At 33.7% G+C, this 15,924-nt stretch carries 15 protein-coding genes; 7 read left to right on the top strand and 8 right to left on the bottom strand.

Annotated elements, in window-relative coordinates:
- Positions 1 to 118 precede the first annotated feature (118 nt).
- The 3 genes from IRZ78_RS11920 (at position 119) to IRZ78_RS11910 (ending at position 3,190) form a co-directional block, all read left to right on the top strand.
- Positions 119 to 1,261 carry an ABC transporter substrate-binding protein gene (locus IRZ78_RS11920; RefSeq protein ID WP_194616762.1) on the top strand — a complete coding sequence of 381 codons (1,143 nt, stop codon included), beginning with the start codon at positions 119 to 121 and terminating at the stop codon, positions 1,259 to 1,261.
- 65 nt (positions 1,262 to 1,326) lie between these two features.
- A complete protein-coding gene (locus IRZ78_RS11915) occupies positions 1,327 to 2,295 on the top strand; it encodes an iron ABC transporter permease (RefSeq protein WP_194616922.1) in 969 nt (322 codons plus the stop codon).
- 118 nt (positions 2,296 to 2,413) lie between these two features.
- Positions 2,414 to 3,190, top strand: a complete 777-nt coding sequence (locus IRZ78_RS11910; protein ID WP_194616761.1) for an ABC transporter ATP-binding protein — start codon at positions 2,414 to 2,416, stop codon at positions 3,188 to 3,190.
- Here IRZ78_RS11910 and IRZ78_RS11905 read toward each other — a convergent pair.
- The 3 genes from IRZ78_RS11905 to IRZ78_RS11895 form a co-directional block, all read right to left on the bottom strand.
- A complete protein-coding gene (locus tag IRZ78_RS11905; RefSeq protein WP_194616760.1) occupies positions 3,187 to 3,666 on the bottom strand; it encodes a hypothetical protein in 480 nt (159 codons plus the stop codon). The genes IRZ78_RS11910 and IRZ78_RS11905 overlap by 4 nt on opposite strands.
- A 2-nt stretch (positions 3,667 to 3,668) precedes the next feature.
- Entirely contained in the window at positions 3,669 to 4,124 is a 456-nt protein-coding gene (locus IRZ78_RS11900; RefSeq protein ID WP_194616759.1) for a tRNA (cytidine(34)-2'-O)-methyltransferase, read from the bottom strand.
- Between the two features lie 86 nt (positions 4,125 to 4,210).
- Complete coding sequence (locus tag IRZ78_RS11895) at positions 4,211 to 4,789, bottom strand: pseudouridine synthase (RefSeq protein ID WP_194616758.1); 579 nt, start codon at positions 4,787 to 4,789, stop codon at positions 4,211 to 4,213.
- 142 nt (positions 4,790 to 4,931) lie between these two features.
- Between IRZ78_RS11895 and IRZ78_RS11890 the strand changes: the two genes are divergently transcribed.
- From IRZ78_RS11890 to IRZ78_RS11880, 3 genes are all read left to right on the top strand, one after another.
- The gene (locus IRZ78_RS11890; protein WP_194616757.1) at positions 4,932 to 5,300 is read left to right on the top strand and encodes a hypothetical protein; all 369 of its coding nucleotides are present in this window, start codon (positions 4,932 to 4,934) and stop codon (positions 5,298 to 5,300) included.
- A 162-nt stretch (positions 5,301 to 5,462) separates the two neighbouring features.
- Complete coding sequence (locus tag IRZ78_RS11885) at positions 5,463 to 6,215, top strand: glucose 1-dehydrogenase (RefSeq protein WP_194616756.1); 753 nt, start codon at positions 5,463 to 5,465, stop codon at positions 6,213 to 6,215.
- Positions 6,216 to 6,514: 299 nt separating this feature from the next.
- Positions 6,515 to 9,940, top strand: a complete 3,426-nt coding sequence (locus IRZ78_RS11880) for a choice-of-anchor J domain-containing protein (protein WP_194616755.1) — start codon at positions 6,515 to 6,517, stop codon at positions 9,938 to 9,940.
- 54 nt (positions 9,941 to 9,994) lie between these two features.
- Here the strand turns inward: IRZ78_RS11880 and IRZ78_RS11875 are convergent, their stop codons facing one another.
- The 5 genes from IRZ78_RS11875 to IRZ78_RS11855 are packed head-to-tail and all read right to left on the bottom strand — an operon-like array spanning position 9,995 to position 14,345.
- Positions 9,995 to 10,516, bottom strand: a complete 522-nt coding sequence (locus IRZ78_RS11875) for a MepB family protein (RefSeq protein ID WP_194616754.1) — start codon at positions 10,514 to 10,516, stop codon at positions 9,995 to 9,997.
- A 53-nt stretch (positions 10,517 to 10,569) separates the two neighbouring features.
- Positions 10,570 to 12,453 carry a hypothetical protein gene (locus IRZ78_RS11870; RefSeq protein WP_194616753.1) on the bottom strand — a complete coding sequence of 628 codons (1,884 nt, stop codon included), beginning with the start codon at positions 12,451 to 12,453 and terminating at the stop codon, positions 10,570 to 10,572.
- Positions 12,450 to 13,001, bottom strand: a complete 552-nt coding sequence (locus IRZ78_RS11865; protein ID WP_194616752.1) for a sigma-70 family RNA polymerase sigma factor — start codon at positions 12,999 to 13,001, stop codon at positions 12,450 to 12,452. Before IRZ78_RS11865 ends, IRZ78_RS11870 begins: the two co-directional genes overlap by 4 nt.
- A 51-nt stretch (positions 13,002 to 13,052) precedes the next feature.
- Entirely contained in the window at positions 13,053 to 13,406 is a 354-nt protein-coding gene (locus IRZ78_RS11860; RefSeq protein WP_228520452.1) for a hypothetical protein, read from the bottom strand.
- Between the two features lie 54 nt (positions 13,407 to 13,460).
- Positions 13,461 to 14,345 carry a protease complex subunit PrcB family protein gene (locus tag IRZ78_RS11855; RefSeq protein ID WP_194616751.1) on the bottom strand — a complete coding sequence of 295 codons (885 nt, stop codon included), beginning with the start codon at positions 14,343 to 14,345 and terminating at the stop codon, positions 13,461 to 13,463.
- 203 nt (positions 14,346 to 14,548) lie between these two features.
- Between IRZ78_RS11855 and rmuC the strand changes: the two genes are divergently transcribed.
- Positions 14,549 to 15,922, top strand: coding sequence for a DNA recombination protein RmuC (rmuC, locus tag IRZ78_RS11850; protein ID WP_194616750.1), 1,374 nt, complete (start codon positions 14,549 to 14,551; stop codon positions 15,920 to 15,922).
- Positions 15,923 to 15,924: the final 2 nt, after the last annotated feature.

Below are 15,924 nucleotides of genomic sequence, written 5' to 3'. Positions count from 1 at the left end.
ATAGAAATTGCGTTACCTTTGTCACTATCAAAACGTAAATGATGAAATGGTGATGATTTAAATTAAATGTCAAAATCATGAAATCAATAACTATTCCTTAAAATAAGATAACCTATATATGAAACATTTATTCTCTAAATTGATTTTTATTTTACCTTTTTTTCTTCTTGTAGGATGTAAAAAAAATGAAACTGAAACTGTTGCAAAATCTGCCAATGCAAAAAATAGTATCGAATACGCATCTGGCCTATCTATCGTAAAGCACGATGGGTATTCAGTTGTAACCGTAACAGAACCGTGGCCAAATGCCAATGCAAAGTTTACTTATGTTCTAAAAGAAAAAGAAGCGAAAGTTCCGGACAGCTTACAAAAATATACCACAATAAAAGTTCCTTTAGAATCTGTTGTAGTAACCTCAACAACCAATATTCCGTTTCTTGAAATGTTAGAAGTCGAAGATAAATTGATCGGATTTCCTCATACTGATTATGTTTCATCTGAGAAAACAAGAGTTCTAATCGATAAAGGATCAGTTAAAAATGTTGGTGAAAACGAAAAGTTAAATATCGAGCAATTAATCGAATTGTCTCCGGATTTGATTGTAACTTTTGGTGTAGACAATAATAATCCAGCGCTGGATAATTTAAAGAAAAGTGGTTTAAATGTTTTAATTCAAGCCGACTGGATGGAGCAGTCTCCACTAGGAAAAGCAGAATGGATCAAACTTTACGGGGCTTTATTTGGTAAAGAAGACAAAGCCAAAGAATTATTTGATAAAATTGTTTTGAGTTACGATCAGGCCAAAAAATTAGTGGCCGATAAACCTGCCACTTCAACTGTTTTATACGGTTCTATGTACGAAGATGTTTGGTATGTAGCCAAAGGAAATAGCTGGGTAGCACAGTTTATGAAAGATGCCCATGCTAATTATTTATGGGCAGATTTAAAAGGAACGGGAAGCGAAGGTTTATCCTTTGAAAAAGTATTGGTAAAAGCCAAAACTGCCAATTTCTGGATTGCTTCAGGATCGTTTAAAACTTTAGACGAAATAGAAAAGACAAATCCGCATTACAGTCAGTTCGATGCCTTTAAAAATAAAAACGTTTATACATTCGAAGGTAAATACGGCGCAACCGGAGGAACCGTTTATTATGAATTGGCTCCAAGTCGTCCGGATTTAGTGCTAAAAGATTATATCAAGATTTTTCATCCTGATCTATTGCCAAGCTATGAATTTACTTTTGCATCAAAATTAAACTAAGCGTATTGATCAATAAAAAGCGAAATATAATCCTGTTTTCAGTACTTGGTTTAGCACTTTTATTTATGTTTTTTCTGGACATTAGTCTGGGCTCTATTACTATTCCGTTCAAAGAAGTATGTACGAGTTTAACAGGAGGTCAGGCCAGTAAATCGACCTGGGAATATATCATAATTAATTATCGTTTGCCAAAAGCAATTACGGCAATGCTAGTTGGTGTAGGTTTGTCTATAAGCGGACTTTTAATGCAAACCTTATTTAGGAATCCGTTGGCGGGCCCGGATGTTTTAGGATTAAGTTCCGGAGCAATACTAGCCGTAGCAATTGTAATTTTAGGAGCAGGTTTTTTACCCTCGTTTTTAAACGTAATTTTATTGTCCCCGTACGGAATCGTATTTGCCTCAACATTAGGAAGTGTTTTGGTTTTAATGCTGGTTTTGTTAGTAGCACAGCGTTTACGAAACACAATGGCAATTCTAATTATAGGACTTATGTTTGGTAGCTTTACAAGCGCTATCGTGGGCGTTTTAACTTATTTTAGTTCGGCAGAACAGTTACAAAAATTTACTTTTTGGTCGTTAGGAAGCCTCGGAAACCTTTCCTGGACATCGATTTCTATCCTGGCATTTTGTGTTGGTTTTGGTTTGCTTTTAAGCGCTAGCAGCATCAAACCGCTAAATGCACTACTTCTTGGCGAAAATTACGCTAAAAGCATGGGATTGAATTATAAAAAGGCAAGACTGATCATCATATTCGCCACAAGTATCTTAGCCGGAAGTGTTACCGCTTTTGCAGGTCCAATAGCCTTTATAGGTTTAGCGGTTCCGCATATCGCAAAACTGACATTTCAAACGAGTAATCACTCCGTTTTATATTGGAGCACATTTTTTTACGGCGGTATAATCATGCTATTTTGTGATATGGCATCACAATTACCGGGATTAGATACGACATTGCCTATTAATGCCATAACATCAATAATTGGAGCACCCGTTGTAGTGTATTTATTAATGCGCAAAAGAAATTTTCAGTAAATAATTGGCCCGCAGATTAAGCGGATTAAACAGATTTGCACAGATTGATAAATCATTTTAATCTTATAATCTGTGGCAAAAAAAACTTAGCATCTCAGAATCTTAGTAACTTTAAAAGATGAAATCAATCCTAAAAACTTCAAATTTAAGCATTGGCTATAAGTCCAAGAAATCAACTGTGGTTATTGCAGAGAATCTTAATTTGAACTTATCTGCAGGAAAACTCATTTCATTAATAGGAGCAAACGGAATCGGGAAATCGACTTTACTAAGAACCATTACAGGAATTCAGGAACCTTTGGTGGGAAATGTTTTTCTGAACGATAAAAATATAAATACCTATAAACCTCTTGATTTAGCACAGAATTTAAGTTTAGTCTTAACAGAAAAATTGCCGCCAAGTAATCTTTCCGTTTTCGAACTGGTGGCATTAGGCCGTCAGCCTTACACGAATTGGATTGGCACTTTGACTCCAACCGATATCGAGAAAGTCCAGGAAGCATTACAATTGACTCAAATCGAACATCTGGCTCAAAAAAAACATTACGAAATTAGCGACGGACAATTGCAGAAAGTCCTAATAGCAAGAGCATTGGCACAAGATACACCGCTTATTATTTTAGATGAACCCACAACACATCTTGATTTATTACACAAAGTTTCATTGTTTAAATTGCTGAAAAAACTAACGCAGGAAACACAAAAATGTATTTTGTTTTCGACCCATGACATCGACTTAGCGATTCAGCTAAGCGACGAAATGATCATTATGACACCGGAGTTGATTGTTCAGGATGAACCTTGTAATTTAATTTCAAACGGAAGTTTTGCCAATTTGTTCAAAGACGAACATATTATTTTTGATGCAGAAAAAGGGAAGTTTGTAATTACTTAAACGATATTATTTTCTCTCTTATATCTATTTCTGTGTATTCTAAGAGTGATCGATAATTCACTAATATCCGTACTTAATTTTGAAAGATCAAATTTCATTACCTGACCTGAATCAATGATGTAATAAATGAAATAATCATTGCTGTTTTCGGAATTTACATACTCAGTAACCACTCTTTCATTTTCAATATTACTCCACGGCACCAGAATTAAATTTCGGTATTGAATTCCTTTCGAATTAATTCTAAACTGAATTTCATCAATTCTCTTTATTTCTTTAACTAAGTAAGGGATTTGAAATAGAAAAATACCCGACAATAAAAGCGATACAGTAGAGAGATTCTGGTTTAAATAATATATTGCAGCAACAGCAAGTCCAATTAAAAGTAATATCCTCAAAAGAATATTTGTCCTTGTGTAATAAATTAAAGTTTCTTTAGAATAGTTTAGATTATTTGCGTCTATTAGAGGTCTCATATTTAGATTTTCAATCCAATTTGTCTTTTAGCTTCGCCAACTACAAAAGCCACAGAATTCGCAATATTAAAACTTCTGATTAATTTGGACATCGGAATCGTTAAATGATTGTCAAAACGAGCTAAAACCTCTTTGCTTAATCCAACACTTTCTTTTCCAAAAACCAACCAGTCTCCATCCTGGAAATCAGTTTCCAGATATGATTTTTCAGCGTGAGAACTCATTAGGAAAACGCGTGACTGATCCGGAATTTGCTGAATCCATTCTTCAATATTTTGATATTCGGTAACATCAAGATGTACCCAATAATCCAAACCGGAACGCTTTAGGTTTTTATCATTAATTACAAATCCAAACGGATGAATTAAGTGCAACCTACTTTCGGTACCCACACATAATCGTCCAATATTTCCAGTATTATTTGGTATTTCAGGCTCTACAAGAACAACGTTTAGCATTTTTTTGAGTTATGAATTATGAATTAAGAATTAAGAATTATGAGTTTTTAATAATTATCAAATTATCAAATTGACACATTGTCTAATTAAAATTTTTCTAATTTGAAAAAATCCGGAACTTCTAAAACCTCACCGGCTTTTAGATCCTGCAAATATACATTTCCTATACGAACACGAACCAATCTTAAAGTAGGAAAACCAACAGCAGCGGTCATTTTTCTCACCTGACGAAACTTTCCTTCGTTTACCGTTATTGATGCCCATGAAGTTGGTCCGTGACGTTCGTCCCGTATCTTTTTTGCCCTTGGTCCAAAATCAGGAATTTCGGTTACAATAAAAGCAGAGCAGGGTTTCGTTTTGTATTTGCCGCCATCAAAACCAATTTCTACACCTTTTTGCAATTCTTCAATCGCTTGCGGAGTAATAATGCCGTCAACCTGAACATAATATTCTTTATCGACTTTTTTGCTTCGTATTTGTTCACTCACTTTTCCGTCGGTTGTCAATAAAAGCAATCCTTCAGAATCTTCGTCAAGCCTGCCAATAGCCATTGTACCTTCGGGGAAATCATATAATTCTCCCAAAAGCTTTTTCTTTCTTTTTAATTCATAAATAAATTGACTCAGATAGCCGTAAGGTTTAAAAAGAATAAAATGTTGATGCATGCCGTATTTTTTGACTGCAAAGATAGTTTTGTTTCAGATGGAATTAAAATATTGATGGAATAATCCAAATGCAATGTTAAAGGACTTAGTTTTCATCCTAAGAATTCGTAATATTATAATACTAACACTAAAATACAAAATTATGGAAGCTAATAATTTAGGATCGAAAAAGATAAATGGAGTACAAAAAAATATAGATGAATCTAAAGGGAAAAACATCTCGCACGATGGAAAAACAGAAGATCCGAATTTAAAAAAAGAAGTTGTTACAGATACTGACGGAAACAAAAAAGTAGTAGACAGAGCCCGAAATGAAAATGAGGATATAAAAGAAGTAAAAGATAATGAAAAATCTAGTGCGAATGCAAATCGCGGAGTTGCATCAGATGAAGAGGCAAAAAAAACGGTAGAGAATAAAGACAGAAATTCAGACATCACACCCAATCGTTATCCTAATTCTAATCCTGAAAGTCATGAAGATCGTGGAAACATGAAATTAGATGAGGAGTAAGTCCTGTCTTTAAATAGTGAATATCTTGCTGAATTTAGCCGTTTTTTTATAAAATAACATTTGATTGGCAAACGACGTTAATGTTATTTTAAACTTGATTTTGAGATTGGTCGTCCCTGTGGATCTTCGTAAATTGTAGTACAAATTTTAAATATATTAAAAATGGCACTTTTAGAAAACAAAGTAGCTTTTGTATCTGGTGGAGGTTCAGGAATTGGACGTGCAGTGGCAGAAGCTTACGCTCGAGAAGGAGCAAAAGTAGTACTTTCAGATATTAACGTAGAACACGGCGAGGAAACCGTAAAATTTATAAAGGACAAAGGTGGTGAAGCTTTTTTTGTAAAAGGAGATTCATCCAGTGCAAGCGAAAATAAACATATGGTCGAAGTAACCGTTTCTAAATACGGCCGACTTGACATTTCCTGCAACAATGCAGGAATGGGAGGCCCCGCAAAACCAACAGGAGAATATGAACCCGAAGCCTGGGATAAAGTAATTGCGCTGAATTTAAGCGGAGTTTTTTATGCCTGTCGTTACCAATTAGAACAAATGGAGAAAAATGGCGGAGGAAGTATTGTAAACATTGCCTCTATTCACGGTCAGGTTGCCGCTCCGCTTAGTCCTGCTTATACAGCATCAAAACATGGAGTGGTAGGTTTAACCAAAAATATTGCAGCAGAATATGCGCTGAAAAATATTCGTTGTAATGCAGTTGGGCCAGGATACATTGAAACCGCCTTATTAAAAGATCATTTAAATAATGATGCAATGAAAGCTATTGCCGCAAAGGCACCTATGAACCGTTTAGGAACTGCCGAAGAAATTGCAGAACTAGTAGTATTTTTAAGTTCTGAAAAATCTTCTTTCACAACCGGAAGTTATATAATAGCAGATGGTGGTTATACTGCAATCTAAAGTTTTTTACTATAAATTAAGAAAAGCTATCTCCATTTGAGGTAGCTTTTTTTATTTCTAATCAGGTATTTGAAATAAGTTTTATCTTGTTAATTATTTTAATTGAAGTAAATTCTTTCAATAACATATAATTTTGTAAAGCTAGTGTTTGTCTGATAAATGTTTAATTAATTTGGTTTTAAAGTGAATTTAGTTGGCGAATTTTTATAAAATTGGACACGATAAGTTTAAGGTTTAACAATATTCTCTTAACTTTAAAGGATATAAATTTGATTTCTAAAAACTCTATTATTCAACGTATGAAAAACATTTACTCTGTACGCCACCTCATGGCACTTTTAATTTTTTGTTGTTGCTGTTCTGGAAATCTTCTGGCGCAGATTATAATGCCTGACCCAATTTTAAAATTGCCTTATAAACAAGATTTTAGTACCTGGCCAATAGATGGTACAAACTTTTTGCCTGGTTTTCAGGGATGGGTTGCGGGTGGTAATACTGCAGGTCAAACCTCATATGTTACTGATGCTACTCTAACAGCTAACGGAACCATAATAGCTGGTAAAGATGCTGCGAATACTGCTGGTAGTTTTTATAACTATGATGGAAAAATTGGTTTTCTAAATACAGGTGCGCTAAATCTTACACTTGGTTTTGCTTTTTCAACTATAGGTAAAACTGCTATACCGGTTCAGTATGATGCAATGACGATTAGAAATCCTTATGATATTCCTCCAAAAACGACTAATAGCAGGATTAATGAAATGGTTTTGCAATATAGAATTGGAGATAACACTCCTTTTGTTACGTTAGATGCAACAGCTTATAGAAATAATACCGAAAATCAGTTGAGTGGTGTAAAAGATCAAAAACTCGAAACAAAAAAAATTATATTACCTGTTGAGTGCGAAAATAAACCATTAGTTCAAATAAGATGGATTTCAAGACAGGAATCAGGAGGAGGTTCACGTCCTTCTTTTGCAATTGATAATATAATAGTTGGAAGAGATGATGCCGCTCCTATTAATGAGACTGGCTACCCAAAGGCAGCTGCTATTTTGGGACAAGGATTTGATTTTGTTAATAAAATCGACGAAATAGGTAAGACTTATTATGTTTTACTACCAGGCGGAAGTACAGCTCCAACAATTGCTCAAGTAAAAGTAGGTCAGGATTCAAATGGAATTGCAGCTTTGCAATCTGGATTTCTTGACATTACAAATGCTTCTCTGGAATATGTAAAAAGCTTTACAGGATTAAGTTTAAATACTGCCTATTCTGTTTTTTCTATTTCTGAAGATCCCTTCAATAATATTCAGGATAATGTAACTAAAACAGATGTGACTACTGCAAGTGTATTAGTGCCATCTTTGGCAACAACAGTTGCTTCTCTTGACTTTGGATTAGTAGAACAAGATTATAATTCAGAAAATTTAAGTTACCAGATTCAGGGAGCAAATATTTCAACAGACGTTACGGTAAGTGCTACAGGAAATTTTACAGTTTCGAAAGACGGAAACAATTTTGCCACATCGATACTATATGCAGCAACAGATTTTGCTTCTAATGCGACGCCGACAGTCTATGTTAGATTTGCTCCAACTGTGGCTGAAAGTTTTTCAGGACAAATTGCACATGAAATTACCAAAGGTGCAACAAAAACAGTTATGCTTACAGGAATAGGAACTAATCCGTATGTGGAAGGTTTTAATAACTCAAATGTTCTTACTAATGGTACCTGGACGCAATATGATGTAGCAGGGCCATTAAATAAATGGAGTACAACAACAGTAGCAAGAAACGTAAACTCAGGAGCTGGTGCAGTATTGATGAACGGATATTCTGATACAGGAGCCAGCAAAGACTGGTTGATTTCGCCAAGATTACGTTTAGACAATACAGCTAAATTTGATAAAATGGCATTGCTTTCGTTTTATTCCCGCAAGTTCTACTCAGGAAGCGATTTAAAATTAATGGTTTCTACTAATTACGATGGTAAAAGCAATCCTGAAACGGCTACCTGGACAGAATTAGATGGTAAATTTCCAATAACAACAGGATCGTATTTTAAATCTCAATACATCAAATTAGATGCTTATAAAACCAACAACACGTATTTGGCGTGGGTTTATGTAACAACAGCCGGAGGAACAAATAATGCAGCAGAATGGTCTATAGATGATTTTGCCATTACCAATGAAATAGGTTATGTCGATTCGAATCCTAATTTAAATTTTGGAGTAGTAAATAAGGGAAATACTTCTGCGAGTCAGTCATTTACACTTAAGGCTGAAAATTATGGTGATATCACCTTAACAGCGCCGGCAGATTATCAATTGTCGCTGGATAATGTTTCGTTTCAATCTAGTGTTTTTGTTACTTCGGCAGATGCATTAGCAACCAAAACAATTTTTACAAGATTTGTACCTTCTGTAAAAACATTTGCAATTTCGGGAGCATTAACGGTAACAGGAACTTCTTTAAATAAGAAAATTGGGTTTTTCACCGGATCTTCATTACCACAAGAAGATACTTTTGATGTGGTTACTTATAATTTAGAATTTTTTGGAGCCCCAACGGCGGCTTACGGACCCACAGACAAAACGATACAGCTTGAAAACGTGGCAAAAGTCATGAATAAATTAAATGCTGATGTATATGTGGTTCAGGAAGTTTCCAGTGATGCTCAAATTGATGCTTTAATTCAAAAAATAAATATAAACGGTAAGACCTTCGATAAAACAATTTCGACATCTTGGTCATATTCATGGGATCCAAATTCAGATCCTAGTTTTCCTCCGCAAAAACTCGTAGTTCTTTATAATACACAAACTGCTACTATCAAAGCTACAAAAGTAATGTTCAAAGATTTGTATGATGAAGTTCGTGCAGGTACAAAAAATTTAACAAATTATCCAGGAGGTAGTGGTTCAAGTTTCTTTTCATCGGGACGTTTACCTTATATGGTGCAAATCGAAACGAATATTGGCGGAGTAAAAAAACTGCTTAATTTGGTTGATCTTCATGCTCGTGCCAATAGCGGAACTGATATTAGCAAATACAACCAGCGTAAATATGATTCTCAGGTATTAAAAGATAGTTTAGATCAATATTATGCAAATTCTAATTTAATTATTTTAGGAGATTATAATGATGATGTGAAAGCATCAGTTATTACTCCAAATCCTTCGTCGTATAAGATGTTTGTAGATGATACCGCAAATTATACTGCACTTACTTTAGAAATTAGTAAGGCGGGTGCTTATAGTTTCCTGAGTTCGGGAGGATTTTTAGACCATATCATGATTTCTAATGAATTGAATGATCAGTATATTCAAAATTCAATTGCAGTTTATGATCCTCGTACGGATATTGCAAATTATACCACGACAACATCAGATCACGGACCAGTAATAGCTCGTTTTCAATTAACAGGAAACTTGTCTATAATTGATTATGAGCTGAAAAACGGATATCTGGTAAAAGCATACCCAAATCCTGCGACAGATGTTGTAAATGTTGAAGTGAAAACCAATGATAATAAGAAACTAAAATTAAAATTTTATGATATTTCAGGTCATTTAATTGGAAATTCTGTAGAAATAAATGCAACACAAGACTTGAGTGCAACCGCTATTCCGGTAAGTTATTTACAATCCGGAATTTATTTTTATACCTTGACAGAGAACAATAAAGTTGTTTATAAAGGTAAGGTTATAAAAAAATAAAAGTAATCTAAATGATAAAAGAGGCATCTGCTGTTGTGGATGCCTCTTTATTTTTTAGAATAATCTTCTGAATTTGTTTAAGTCGATGTCGGGAGAAATTTTATAGAAAAAATCCAACTGCCATTGTTGTGTTTTCTGCGCTTGTTTGCTCGTGGTTTCATCCCAGGGTGGATAAACTCTTGTGGCTCTTTTTCCTTCTTTAGTTGCTGTAGAAAAGATTCCTTTTTCCAGCAAGATGCTTTTCGGAAAAATAAATTGTCCAAATAAATCATTTTTTCGAACGCTTACAATCACAAAATCAATTGGATCTGAAGCATCAAAAGGCTCGATAATTCGGCTGTGATTTCTTTTCCATAAAGTTACGAACTGACCTGTTTTTGTTGGAGTAATTTTTGCCGTCCGATAACAGATCCTCTTTTGATTTAAATAAAAACGATAGGCATCATAATCAGCACTCTCATTTTCAGGTTGAGGTGATGCAATTTCAAAATCGCAACAATCATAAACCAATTCTTTTGCAATAATAAGATCTTTAGGCACTGATTTTAGATCATTCCAATTGTTTTTGATTGTCATTTTAAGGGAGGTGTGTGTTGCGTTATTTGGGTAAAAATACCACAAAAAGAACTTTAAAAAGAAACATTCAACCCAAAATTAAATCCCCATTGAAACTGATTAAAAGATTGATTATTTAACGGATTTATATAATAGTTCATTGCAGGTTCTACAAAAACGTTTGTTTTCTTGTAAACACGATATTGCAATGTACTACTTAACGTAGACCCATAAACATAATCATTTGCATTTACATTCTGGCCAATCGAATTGCCATCTAATGCCACATTATTAGAAATCAGTTTTCCAACAAAACCACCCGTGTTTAAATTGACACTTGCTCTGTTCATACTAAAAACAACATACGAAACTTCTAAAGGCATTTCGAGATATCGTAAGTTTTGATCCAGATTCCCATTTTTAAGACTGTTATTTTCGATGTTATTTTGCTTGAATGCATCACTAGTCGAATTAGGAACAAATAAGTAATCATTATTAGCTGTAAGAGGTGCTGATACAGCCGCCGAAGCAGTTTGATTAAAATAGTCACTAGAACTAAAGAAAGTATTGTTTTTTGCACTTATATACGAAACGTTTGCAACACTCTGTCCTAATTCGTTAATTTTTAATCCAGAAGCAACCGCCCATTTCTTATTGATTTTGTATTTGGTTTTTACTCCGTAACTGTTACTTTGTCTTGAATCGTTTGTATTGCCCAGAGTTTTTTCGTTCTTGTAGTTTTCAGAACTTGCAACTCCGGCAAAAACTTCAACAGCCCATTTTTCAGCGTTAGGATTAAGTTTGTTTTTCTCTTTGTTTTCTTTTTTCTCTTCGGGGCTTAAACCTTTTTCTAAATTTTGAAGTTCTGCCAGTTGTACAGAATCTTTTTTGCTTAGAACATCATTAAATTTCGAACTGTTTTTTTGATTATTTGCCAGTTGTTTTTCAGAGAATAAATTAGCGCTGTTTTGCTTCGCTTGATTGTCAGTTATAGTTTTTTGATTACCACTCAAATTTGAGTTTGCAGTGGCAAAAGCAATAGTATTGTTGCTTTTTGAAGTTGATTGATCTTCAAAAATTGATTTTGATAATTGATTTTTTGAACTCGGATTAAACGGATTGACTTTACCGGCAGAAAACGTTTTTTCGGCTAAGATCTGATTGCTGGCTTTTTTATCTGCATTTGCAATATGATTTTTAGAAACTGAATTATATCCGTTTGTTTTGCCTGCTGCCAAAGCTTTTTCAGCCAAAGTTTTGTTCGAAAATTTCTTATCTGTAAAAGGCTGAATTTTCGAATTTGGATTAAATAATGCTGTTTTACCTGAAACAGTATTTTTTTCTGATACTACCTGATTTGAAACGTTTTTATCAGCTTTCGCTATTTGATGCTGCGAATCTGAGTTAAATCCGTTTTTTTGATCCAAAACAAGTGTTTTTTCGGCTAAAGCCTGATTATTATTTGGCTTTTCAGCATTTGTTTTTGAATTTAAAATATCATTATTACTATTATTTTTAGAGTCTGAATGGGCAACTGCTGTTTTTTGATTTTGATTTTTTTGAGAATTTTTAGGTTGATTAACCTCGTTTTTTATAGATGAAACGTCATTAATAATATCAGATTCTTTTTCGGTAACAACTTTTCCTGATTTGTTTTCCTTAGTCGAGATTGTTCTGTTTGTATTCGTGTCATTTTTCTGATCATCAAGAACAACATTATTTTTTTGCTGAGAATCAATTTGTATCGTTTTAATTCGTGAAGTTGAATTAAAATGTAAAACAGAAGGGAGTAACAAGCCTAATAATAAGCATGCCGCAGCCGACCACCAAAGAATAGCCCTTTTCTTCTTTTTTGGTTTGTCTAATTTTTTCTCAATTTCACCCCATAATTCAGGAGGCGGAACACTCGAAAAGTCTTCCATTGATGAAAAAATATCTTCTATATTTTGCTTTTTCATGCTATTTTAAAATTTTTTATGCTCAGTATTCTTTTTTGCAAAATGTGCTTGGCCCTGTTTAAATTTGATTTTGACGTTCCTTCTGAAATTTTTAATAATTCTGCAATTTCCCGATGTTTCATTTTTTCAAAAACATATAAGTTAAAAACCGTTCGGTATTGATCAGGTAAATCCCGGATATATTCTAATAGTTTTTCTTGTTCAATAGGAGCAATATCTAATTCTTCTTCCTCAACAAAATCCGTATCAGGATCAAAAACATCTAAAAAAAAGCTTTCCTTTTTCTTTTTATTTAAGGTTTCAATTAGTTTGTTAATGAAGATACGTTTTAACCAGCCTTCAAAACTTCCTTCAAATTTATATTGACTTATTTTTTGAAATACAATCACAAAAGCTTCCTGAAAAACATCTTTTGCATCATCCTCATTTTTCATATACTTTAGGCAAATACCATATAAAACAGGAGAGAACAACTGATAAATTTTCAGTTGTCCCTCTCTGTCATTTTTTATGCACAGTAGAATGTATTTTTCTAAATCGTCTTTCAAAAAAGTAGTATTGTTTGGTTTTGCAAAAATAGTTTTTATAAGCTTATAAAACTACCTTTTAAAAATAGTAAGGGTTGCATCCTGGTTATTGCTGACAATCGTTAAATTTTGATTGTCAAGACTTTCTGTGATATAAGTCTTGCCTTCAAAAGTAATTAAGTCGTTTTCTGACTGGTCAAAAAAGCTGCTGCCTTTTTCTATTTGATAAGCACTATTTCTAATTTCTACATTGTTTTTGTAAGGGATAACTCTTCCGTCAGGAGTAAAAATGACCTTCTTTGTAAATCCGATAGTTTTAGGTGTCGCCGTGTATGGGTTACTGCCTCCTCCAGTCGATTTTTGCCAGATCCAGGTTTTTACAATAGATCCGGTGTTCATTTTTGTCGATTCTAACGAATGAGCCATTGAAAAGAGCTACATAACTATGATAAATAATAAGAATTGCTTTTTCATGACTGATTATTTTTGAGCCGCAATTTTATCCTGAATAGCTTTTTTGAAAGTTTTTATTTCAGCACTTTGATCACTAGTATCATTATTATCAATAAAAATCTTAGTTACAATTCCTGCCTGACGTAACTCAAAATAAGTACCACCCTGGTCAGCTGCATTTGGCGAACCGTAAGTTTTTGTTTGCCCTTTTAAACTTAAAATTTCTGCAGGTACGCTTTTTAAGAACAGTGTATAATCTCCTTTTTTACTTGTTGCAGTATATTTATATTGATTAAAATCAAAACCATTGGCAGCAACATTTTGGAATTTCAGGATATTATAATCATTCAATTGATAGAATTTTCTGCAGTCTGTTGCACCTGTACATTGATTAAAATAGCTTCCTATTACAATGTTGTCAGGATTCTCATTTGTTTTAGTAAAAAGAATTGGTTTTAAAGTTTTTGGAATTAAGATAAAATCGCTAGGATAGTTTACTGTCGAACTAATAGGTTCTCCAGGTTGAGGTGCTTTTTCATAATACGTAACCAGAATTTCGCATTTGTTTTCTACCATACCAGTTATTTTTATACCATAACCTGTTGTAGTTTTAAGACCTGAGAAAAGACCAACCAAATAATTTTTAGTAAAATCGATGCTTAGATCACCTGCATTTGGACAAACACTAGAGCTTTCACGCTTAGTGAAGAAACTTTGTAATTTTTCATCTGAATTTACTAATATATAAGTGGGAACAGTTGGATAAGTTTTTACATTGTATGCACATAGAAGAGGAGTTCCTATAAAAGCTGATTCTTCTGTTGGCCCGCAATCAGCCTTTATATCGTCATTATTAAGCGAGCATGCACTGAATCCAAAAGCTATAAATAAGCTTAACATTAATTTTTTCATGATAATTTTTTAATAGGTTATATATACTGTAGATGCACATGTTTTGAAATGGTTGCGTTAAAAAAAAGTTTTTTTTAAAGACGAATAATTTTCAAAGTGGTTTTTTAATTCAGACTGCGCATTAATATGTGAAATTTCGATTTTAAAAATTAAGCACTTCGTATTATTGATTACTTTTACTTTTTTAAAAAATAAATTTCGTTATGTTCGATTTTCTTCCCTGTTTAATAGCTTTTGTTGTCGCTTTATTTTTAGGAGTATTTTTGGGTAAGTTGCTGTTTTCGGCTAGATTTCAATCAGAAAAAGTGAGTCTCGAAGAGCGATTAAATTCGACTATAAACCAATTGCAATTGCAAAAAGAGCAATTTGAAAGGGAAAGGAATAATTTTGAAAAACAGGTTCAGTTGGTTGGTGTCGAAAAGGAAAACGTTCGAACAGAAAAAGACAGTCTGGCGATTCAGCTTTCTAAGAAAGAAGTAGATTTCGAAAATTTATGGGAACGCCATAAAGAACAAAAAAACGAAATAACGGAATTACAGGAAAAATTCACCAAAGAATTTGAAAATTTAGCCAATAAAATCCTCGAAGAAAAATCAGCAAAGTTTACCGAACAAAATAGCGAAAACATGAAAAATATCCTGCTGCCTTTGCAGGATAAAATTCACGGTTTTGAGCAAAAAGTAGAGCAAACCCACAAAGAAAGTATCGATTATCATGCAGCACTTCGTCAGCAGATAGTAGGCTTAAGCGAAATGAATGCTCAAATGAGCAAGGAAACCCTAAACCTGACCAAAGCCTTAAAAGGTGATAGTAAGATGCAGGGAAATTGGGGCGAACTGGTTCTCGAACGTGTTTTAGAAAAATCAGGTTTAGAAAAAGGACGCGAATACGAGGTACAGCAAAGTTTTACCAATAACGAAGGAAATCGCGTTTTTCCTGATGTTGTGATCAATTTGCCTGACGGAAAAAAAATGATTGTAGATTCTAAAGTTTCTTTGGTAGCTTACGAAAAATGGATTAACGAAGAATCTGAAATTCTTAAAATCGATTTTCTAAAAGAACACGTAAATTCTATAAGAAGACACGTGGAACAACTGGGCAACAAAAATTACCATGATTTGTACCAAATAGAAAGTCCTGATTTTGTTTTGCTATTTATCCCGATAGAACCGGCTTTTGCCATTGCATTAAACGAAGATTCTGCACTTTACAATAAAGCATTCGATCGCAATATCGTAATTGTAACGCCAAGTACTTTGCTTGCTACTTTAAGAACCATCGACAGTATGTGGGCCAATCAGAAACAACAGGAAAACGCTTTTGAAATCGCCAGACAAGCCGGAGCATTATATGATAAATTCGAAGGTTTTGTGACCGATCTGGTTAGAATTGGAAACAAAATTAAAGACACTAAAACAGAATATGAAAGCGCGATGAGTAAATTGGTTGATGGCAGAGGAAATTTAATTTCGAGTGTCGAAAAATTAAAGAAAATGGGAGCAAAGGCCAAAAAGTCATTGCCGGAAAATATAGTTGCCAGAGCTGCAAATATAGACGAAAATCAATCTTTAAATTAAGA

Source organism: Flavobacterium sp. CSZ, from assembly GCF_015350725.1.
Classification (GTDB): domain Bacteria; phylum Bacteroidota; class Bacteroidia; order Flavobacteriales; family Flavobacteriaceae; genus Flavobacterium.
Note: the sequence above shows the minus strand (reverse complement) of the source record. Positions and strands in the feature narration are given on the sequence as shown.